This window comes from Betaproteobacteria bacterium (assembly GCA_016791345.1).
Lineage (GTDB): Bacteria > Pseudomonadota > Gammaproteobacteria > Burkholderiales > JAEUMW01 > JAEUMW01.
In genome coordinates, this window is record JAEUMW010000211.1 from 23710 (window position 1) to 30807 (window position 7098).

7 protein-coding genes are annotated in these 7098 nt (G+C 65.5%); 5 read left to right on the plus strand and 2 right to left on the minus strand.

What is annotated here, in order from left to right:
* Positions 1-12: 12 nt before the first annotated feature.
* From JNK68_08005 to rsmA, 4 genes are read left to right on the plus strand one after another with little or no spacing between them, the layout of a single operon-like run.
* Entirely contained in the window at positions 13-2322 is a 2310-nt protein-coding gene (locus JNK68_08005; GenBank protein MBL8540301.1) for an LPS-assembly protein LptD, read from the plus strand.
* Between the two features lie 4 nt (positions 2323-2326).
* Positions 2327-3670: a peptidylprolyl isomerase gene (locus tag JNK68_08010; GenBank protein MBL8540302.1), complete on the plus strand. Its 1344-nt coding sequence runs from the start codon at positions 2327-2329 to the stop codon at positions 3668-3670.
* A 17-nt stretch (positions 3671-3687) separates the two neighbouring features.
* Positions 3688-4710 (plus strand): 4-hydroxythreonine-4-phosphate dehydrogenase PdxA, encoded by a 1023-nt coding sequence (gene pdxA / locus JNK68_08015; GenBank protein ID MBL8540303.1) that lies wholly within the window; start codon positions 3688-3690, stop codon positions 4708-4710.
* Between the two features lie 30 nt (positions 4711-4740).
* On the plus strand, positions 4741-5535 hold the full coding sequence (gene rsmA / locus JNK68_08020) for a 16S rRNA (adenine(1518)-N(6)/adenine(1519)-N(6))-dimethyltransferase RsmA (protein ID MBL8540304.1): 795 nt from the start codon (positions 4741-4743) through the stop codon (positions 5533-5535).
* Here the strand turns inward: rsmA and gloA are convergent.
* Both gloA and JNK68_08030 read right to left on the minus strand, forming a co-directional pair.
* Positions 5513-5902: a lactoylglutathione lyase gene (gene gloA / locus JNK68_08025; GenBank protein ID MBL8540305.1), complete on the minus strand. Its 390-nt coding sequence runs from the start codon at positions 5900-5902 to the stop codon at positions 5513-5515. The two genes, rsmA and gloA, sit on opposite strands and share 23 nt — an antisense overlap.
* A gap of 20 nt (positions 5903-5922) precedes the next feature.
* Complete coding sequence (locus JNK68_08030) at positions 5923-6111, minus strand: rubredoxin (GenBank protein MBL8540306.1); 189 nt, start codon at positions 6109-6111, stop codon at positions 5923-5925.
* An 85-nt stretch (positions 6112-6196) separates the two neighbouring features.
* Between JNK68_08030 and JNK68_08035 the strand changes: the two genes are divergently transcribed.
* Positions 6197-7039, plus strand: coding sequence for a hydroxymethylpyrimidine/phosphomethylpyrimidine kinase (locus JNK68_08035; protein ID MBL8540307.1), 843 nt, complete (start codon positions 6197-6199; stop codon positions 7037-7039).
* The last annotated feature ends 59 nt before the right edge of the window (positions 7040-7098 follow it).

A 7098-nucleotide genomic window follows, 5' to 3' on the forward strand; every position in this document is an offset into this window, starting at 1 on the left:
CCGCCTCCCAAGATGTGTGTTCCCCGTTTAAGACTGTTCGGTCTTGCCGCGCTCGCGACGCTCGTGCCCACGGCTCAGGCGCAGGAACCTGCGGGGACGCTGATCGGCCTCAAGCTGCGGCCGGAAGCAACGCTGCGACCGTACACGCCGCCCGGTGAGGTGCCGCGGCCGGTCTACGTCGAAGCCGACCGCATGGAAGGCAACCCGCAGGAAAACGTCGAGCTCGAAGGGAACGTCGAGCTGCGCCAGCGCGCCCAGGTCGTTACCTCGGACTGGATGCTGTACGACGTGCCGGAGGACGAAGTGTATGCCATCGGCAACGTCAAGCTGTATCAGCGGGGCAGCGTGCTGCAGGGGACCAAGGCGCGCATCGACCTCGACTCCGAGACCGGCTTCGTCGAGGATCCGCGCTATCTCGTCGGGCAGACGGGGGGCTATGGTGAAGGCACGCGACTCGATCTGGAGGGGCCGGGGCTCTTCAAGTTCGAGAACGCGACCTATACCACCTGTGGCCCGAGTTCCCAGGACTGGGTGTTCGACACCGGCACGCTCTCCCTGGATCGGGACGCGGAGATCGGGGTCGCGCGGAATGCCACATTCTTCTTCAAGGGCACCCCGCTCGCATATACGCCATACATCGAGTTTCCCCTGACCGGGGAGCGCAAGAGCGGATTCCTGACGCCGCTCTGGGGTACCAGCCAGAGCAGCGGCTTCGAGGTGACCGTTCCGTACTACTGGAACATCGCGCCGAACATGGACTATACGTTCTATCCGCGCTACATGTCGGAGCGCGGCGTCCAGTTCGGCAACGAATTCCGCTACCTGAACCCGAGTTTCCAGGGCACTGCGCGCGGCGAATACATGCCGGACGACAAGAAGCTCGGCACCGATCGCTGGGCATATTCCTGGCGACATACTCAGACCTTCTCGCCCGAGTGGACTGGTTTCCTGCTGCTGCAGCGGGTCTCGGACAACACGTATTTCCGGGATCTGTCCAGCCGGGTCGGCCTGACTTCCATCGTCAACCTGCCTTCGGAAGGATGGGTGCGCTATGCGTCCGGCTGGTGGAGCGTGATGGGACGGGTGCAGACGTGGCAGACGCTCCAGGATCCCGGCGCGCCGGTCATCCCGCCGTATCGCCAGCTGCCGCAGATCGTCTTCAACGGCACTGAACTCGACGCGGTGTCCGGCGCCGACGTCAACGTGATGGGCAGCTTCAACTACTTCGGCACGACGCTGAACAGCCAGATCGAAGGCTCGCGTTTCATCGTCTACCCGAGCGTGTCGTTGCCGCTGCAGAATTCCTACGCGTTCCTGACTCCGAAGATCGGCGTGAACTTCACGCAGTATTCGCTCAATCAGCCTGCGATCGACGTCAATCCCACGGTCACCAACTCGTCCTCGGTGAACCGCACGCTGCCTATCGCGAGTGTGGACAGCGGCCTCATCTTCGAGCGCGATACGGTCTTTCCGTTTCAGGATCGGGAGGTTGTCCAGACGCTGGAGCCGCGGCTCTACTATCTGTACATCCCCACCAACACGGAGCAGAACAGCTTTCCCGTCTTCGACACGGCGCTCGCGACCTATAACTTCACGCAGCTCTTCTCCGAGAATCAGTTCGTGGGCGGCGACCGGATCAACAACGCGAATCAGATGACTGCAGCGGTCAGTACGCGTCTGCTCGACCCGAAAGACGGCAGCGAGATCGTGCGCGCGACCATCGGCAATCGCTACTATTTCTCGCGCCAGGAGGTCACCCTGCCCGGGGTGCCGGCAAGCAGTACCAACGCCTCCAACTTCCTCGCGCTGCTCTCCGGACGCATCAATCCGTACTGGAGCGGCGATGTCTCCTGGGAGTACAGCCCGACCACGACTTCGACGGCGCGCGCCTACGCGAACGTCCGCTATCAGCCCAGGCCCGGGCAGGTCGTCAATATCGGATACCGTTACATTCAGCAGCAACCCGGCCTGGGCACGGCGTCCAATCAGGAAACCAGCCAGATCGAATTTTCGGCGCAGTGGCCGTTTACCTCGAACCTGTCGGCCCTGACACGGGTCAATTACTCGATTGCCGGCGGCGGCCTGCTGGAAGGCATTGCCGGCTTTGAGTACACTACCGCGTGCTGGGCATTCCGCGCGGTGGCGCAACGGTTCGTCACCAGTGCGACGACTTCGAACACGCTCTTTTTTGCTCAGTTCGAGCTCACGGGCCTCTCCAGCATCGGTTCTTCCTTCTTCAACATCCTGAATCGCTACATTCCGGGATACGCTCGCGGGACCGGGACGACGGCGTTTCAGGATCAGTATTACCTCGCACAATGAGGCCATGATCGATCAAGCCTGCGGCGGCGCCGTCCGCTGGTATTCATACGCGTTGCTGCTGCTCCTGGCGGTGCTGGGGGTGAGCGCTGCCGTCGCCGCCACCGAGACGAGGCCCGGTCGCCGCGTGCTGACGCTGGATCGCATCGTCGCGGTGGTGAACGACGAGGTGATCACCGAGCACGAGCTGCAGGACCGCTACGACCTCGTCATCCGCCAGCTCGGGCAACAGGGCACCCCGCTGCCACCGAAGGATGTGCTGGAAAAGCAGCTCCTCGAGCGCATGATCAACGACCGGGTGCAGCTGCAGTACGCCAGGGAGACCGGCATTCGCGTCGACGATGTTCAGCTGGAGCGGGCGCTCTCGCGCATCGCGCAGGACAGCGGTCTCACCCTGCAGCAGTTCCGCGACACGCTGGAGCGGGAAGGCATCGCCTTCAACCAGTTCCGGGAAGAGATTCGCAGCGAGATCCTGCTTGCCCGCCTGAAGGAGCGCGAGGTCGACTCGAAACTGGTGGTGAGCGACAGCGAGATCGACAATTTCCTGAGCACCAGCGACGCGCAGCTCGGCAAGGGCGACGAGTACAATATCTCCCACATCCTCGTGCTGGTGCCCGAGCAGGCGAGCCCGGAGCAATTGCAGCGGCAGCGTGCACGCGCCGAGGACGCGCTTGCGCAGTTGCGTGGCGGCGCTTCCTTCGGCCAGATCGCGGCGAGCTTTTCCGACGCCCCCGACGCGCTGCAGGGCGGCTCCCTCGGCTGGCGCTCGCCAGCCCGTCTGCCGGCCATCTTCGTCGAGGCGGTGCAGTCGATGAATCCGGGGGACCTGAGTCCGGTGCTGCGCAGCCCCAACGGTTTTCACATCGTCAAGCTGGTCGATCGCCGCAGCGCGGGCGGGCCGGTCATGATCCAGCAATCGCGCGTGCGTCATATCCTCATCAAGACCAATGAGCTCGTGTCGCAGCGCGACGCGCGCGACCGGCTCGTCAAGCTCAAGGAGCGGATCGACAACGGGGCCGATTTTGCCGAGATGGCGCGCCTGCACTCGGACGACGGCAGCGCGTCGCGCGGCGGAGAGCTGGGCTGGATCTCGCCGGGCGATACGGTGCCGGATTTCGAGCAAGCCATGAACGCGCTGCAGATCGGTCAGGTGAGCGATCCGGTGCAGACACCTTTCGGCTTTCACCTGATTCAGGTGCAAGAGCGGCGCACGGAGGACATGTCGAAGGAGCGCCAGCGTCTGGTCGCCAAGCAGGCGCTGCGTCAGCGCAAGGCCGAGGAGGCCTATCAGGAGTGGGTGCGCCAGCTGCGCGATCGCGCCTACGTCGAGTATCGGATCGAGGACCGCTGAGCCGGGTCGGTGACGTGATCTCTGCGGCTGCAGGACGCAGCGTTGCCACTCACCTCCCTCCGCCTGTCATCGCGTTGACGATCGGCGAGCCCGCCGGAGTCGGCCCCGACATCGTCGCCATGGCAGCACAGCACCATTTCGGAGGCCGGATCGTCGTGATCGGCGATCGCGGTCTGCTCGCCGCTCGCGCAGCGCAACGCAAGTTGCCGTTACCGATCGGCGCCCCCGACGACGGCGCCGACTGGACGCTCGAAGAGGTACCCCTCGCGTACCCTTCGCAGGCGGGGACGCTCGACCTGCGCAACGCCGGCTCCGTGTTGGCGACCCTGGAGAATGCGGTCGCTGGCTGCCGCAGCGGACGCTACGATGCCGTGGTGACCGCACCGGTGCACAAGGGGGTGATCAACGACGCCGGCATTCCGTTCACCGGCCACACCGAGTTTCTGGCCGAGCGCGCAGGCGTGCCGCGTGTCGTGATGATGCTGGTGGGCGACCGGTTGCGGGTGGCGCTCGCGACGACGCATCTGCCGCTGAGTCAGGTGCCGGCTGCCATCACCCGCGAATCGCTGGCGTCGACGTTGCGCATCCTGCATGCAGACCTCGTGCGCCGTTTCGGCATCGCCAGTCCGCGCATTCTCGTCGCAGGCCTCAACCCGCACGCCGGCGAGGGCGGTCATCTCGGGCGCGAGGAGATCGAGGTCCTGGGCCCGGTGCTCGATGCCTTGCGTGCCGAGGGCCTTCGCCTGGAAGGTCCGCTGCCCGCGGACACGCTGTTCCACCCCGCACGCCTGGCCGATGCCGACTGCGTCCTGGCGATGTATCACGATCAGGGACTGCCCGTGCTCAAGTACGCAAGCTTCGGCCGTGGCGTCAACGTGACCCTCGGACTGCCCTTCATCCGCACGTCGGTCGATCACGGCACGGCCCTGGAGCGGGCGGGCACCGGAGAGGTCGATCCGGGCAGCCTGATCGCCGCCATCGAGCTGGCGATCGAACTGGTGCAGCGCGAACGGGCGCGGGCCGCCAGCGCTGGGCACTGACGTCTTCCGCGCGCCGACCTCACGAGCCCGTTGCAGCACACTGCACGCAAACGCTTCGGCCAGCATTTTCTGGTCGACCGCCATTACATCGATCGCATCGTCGCTGCGGTCGATCCCAGGGCAGACGACCGGCTCGTCGAGATCGGTCCCGGGCTGGGCGCGCTGACGCGCCCGCTGCTCGAGCGCGTCCATCATCTGACAGCGGTGGAGATCGACCGCGATATCGTGGCCATGCTGCGCGGCGCATTTCCCCAAGAGCGGCTGACCGTATGCGATCAGGATGCCCTGACGTTCGACTTTGCCGCAGTCGGCGATGAGCTCCGGGTGGTGGGCAACCTCCCCTACAACATCTCCTCGCCGCTCCTGTTTCGCCTGGCGGCGGCAAGCGCCCGGCTGCGGGACATGCATTTCATGCTGCAGCAGGAGGTCGTCGAGCGCATGGCGGCGGCGCCCGCCACGCCGGCCTACGGGCGTCTGTCGGTGATGCTGCAGTATCGCTTCGAGGTCGTGCCGCTCTTCCACGTGCCGCCCGGCGCGTTCCGGCCGCCGCCGAAGGTCGAATCGGCGGTGGTGCGGCTGCTGCCGCTCGCTTCGCGGGCGCTCGCGCCACGCGACGAATCGCTGCTGGCCGAATTGGTGAGGCGGGCTTTCGGGCAGCGCCGCAAGACGCTGCGCAACGCGCTCAAGGGACTCGCAGGCGAAGACCTCTTGCGGGGGCTCGGACTCGACCCCGCCGCGCGCGCCGAGGTATTGCCGGTGGCGGCGTTCGTGGCGATTGCGAACGCCGCCGCGGAGGCCCGGCTTACGCCGCCTTCTTCTGGATGAACTCGATCTTGTAGCCGTCGGGATCCTCGACGAACGCGATCACGGTCGTGCCGTGCTTCATCGGGCCGGCTTCCCGCGTGACCTTGCCGCCGCGCTTCTTGACTTCGGTGCACGCCGCATAGGCATCGTCGACTTCGAGCGCGACATGGCCGTAAGCGTTGCCGAGATCGTAGGACTTGGTGCCCCAGTTGTGGGTGAGCTCCAGCACGGTGTTCTCGGATTCCGGCCCGTAACCGACGAAGGCGAGCGTGAATTCACCTTCGGGGTAGTCGTTCTTGCGCAGCACCTGCATGCCGAGCACGTTCGTGTAGAAATCGATCGAGCGGTCGAGATCGCCCACTCGCAGCATCGTGTGAAGGAATCGCATGGTTGCCTCCGTCGGGAAGGTCAGATTTCCACCATTTCGAACTCGTCCTTGCGCGCACCGCAGTCCGGGCACGTCCAGTTGATGGGCACGTCCTCCCAGCGCGTGCCGGCGGCAATCCCGTGGTCGGGCAGTCCGGCTTCTTCGTCGTAGATGAAACCGCAGATCAGGCACATGTAGGTGCGGTAGACGGCGACGTCCGTGGGGGGCATGAGAGGTTCCGTTTTCGGCTAAAATGCCATTTTAGCAAATCGTCTCCCGACGGTTCCTGCTGGGACCCACCGCGGGGCGGTCCCCATGCTTCCCTCCCCCACGCCCCCGATCGTTCTCGTGTTCGCTGCGACCGACCCCACCGGGGGCGCCGGGTTGCAGGCCGACATCCTGACGCTGTCCAGCATGGGCTGCCATCCGCTGTCGGTCGTCACCGCGATCACCGTCCAGGACACGACGGGCGTCGACCAGATGCTCCCCCTCGATGCCGAATGGGTGGTGGAACAGGCGCGCAACGTGTTGGAGGACATGCCGGTGGCTGCCTTCAAGATCGGCGTGCTGGGCAGTGTCGAAGTCGTCAGCGCAGTCGCGGAGGTGGTGGCAGACTACCCGGACGTTCCGCTGATCCTCGACCCAGTGCTCGCCTCCGGCAGAGGCGACGAGCTCGCGACCGACGAGATGGTCGAAGCGATGCGCGATCTCATCATTCCGCAGACCACGCTGATTACGCCGAACAGCATCGAAGCGCGACGGCTTGCCACCGCCGATGACGAGGTCGACTACCCGGAACTCCCGGAGTGCGCGCGAAGACTCATCGAGCTCGGTTGCGAGTACGTGCTCATCACCGGAACCCATGAGAACACGGCACAGGTCCTGAACATTCTTTACGGCTCCGAGGGTGTCGTGCGCAGCGACGCGTGGCAGCGTCTGTCGGGCAGCTTCCACGGTACCGGCTGCACGCTCGCGGCGGCGGTGGCCGCCACTCTGGCCAACGGACTGAGCATTCCGGAAGCGGTCCGGGATGCGCAGGAGTTCACGTGGCAGAGCCTCAAGGCTGCGTTCCGGCCCGGCATGGGTCAGCAGATCCCGGACCGGCTTTTCTGGGCACGCGCCACCGAGGGTGACGACGAGACCGGCACGGCGGCCTGACCGGGTATGCTGCGCGGACTCTACGCGATCACGCCCGAGTGCGCGGACACGGGTCGGCT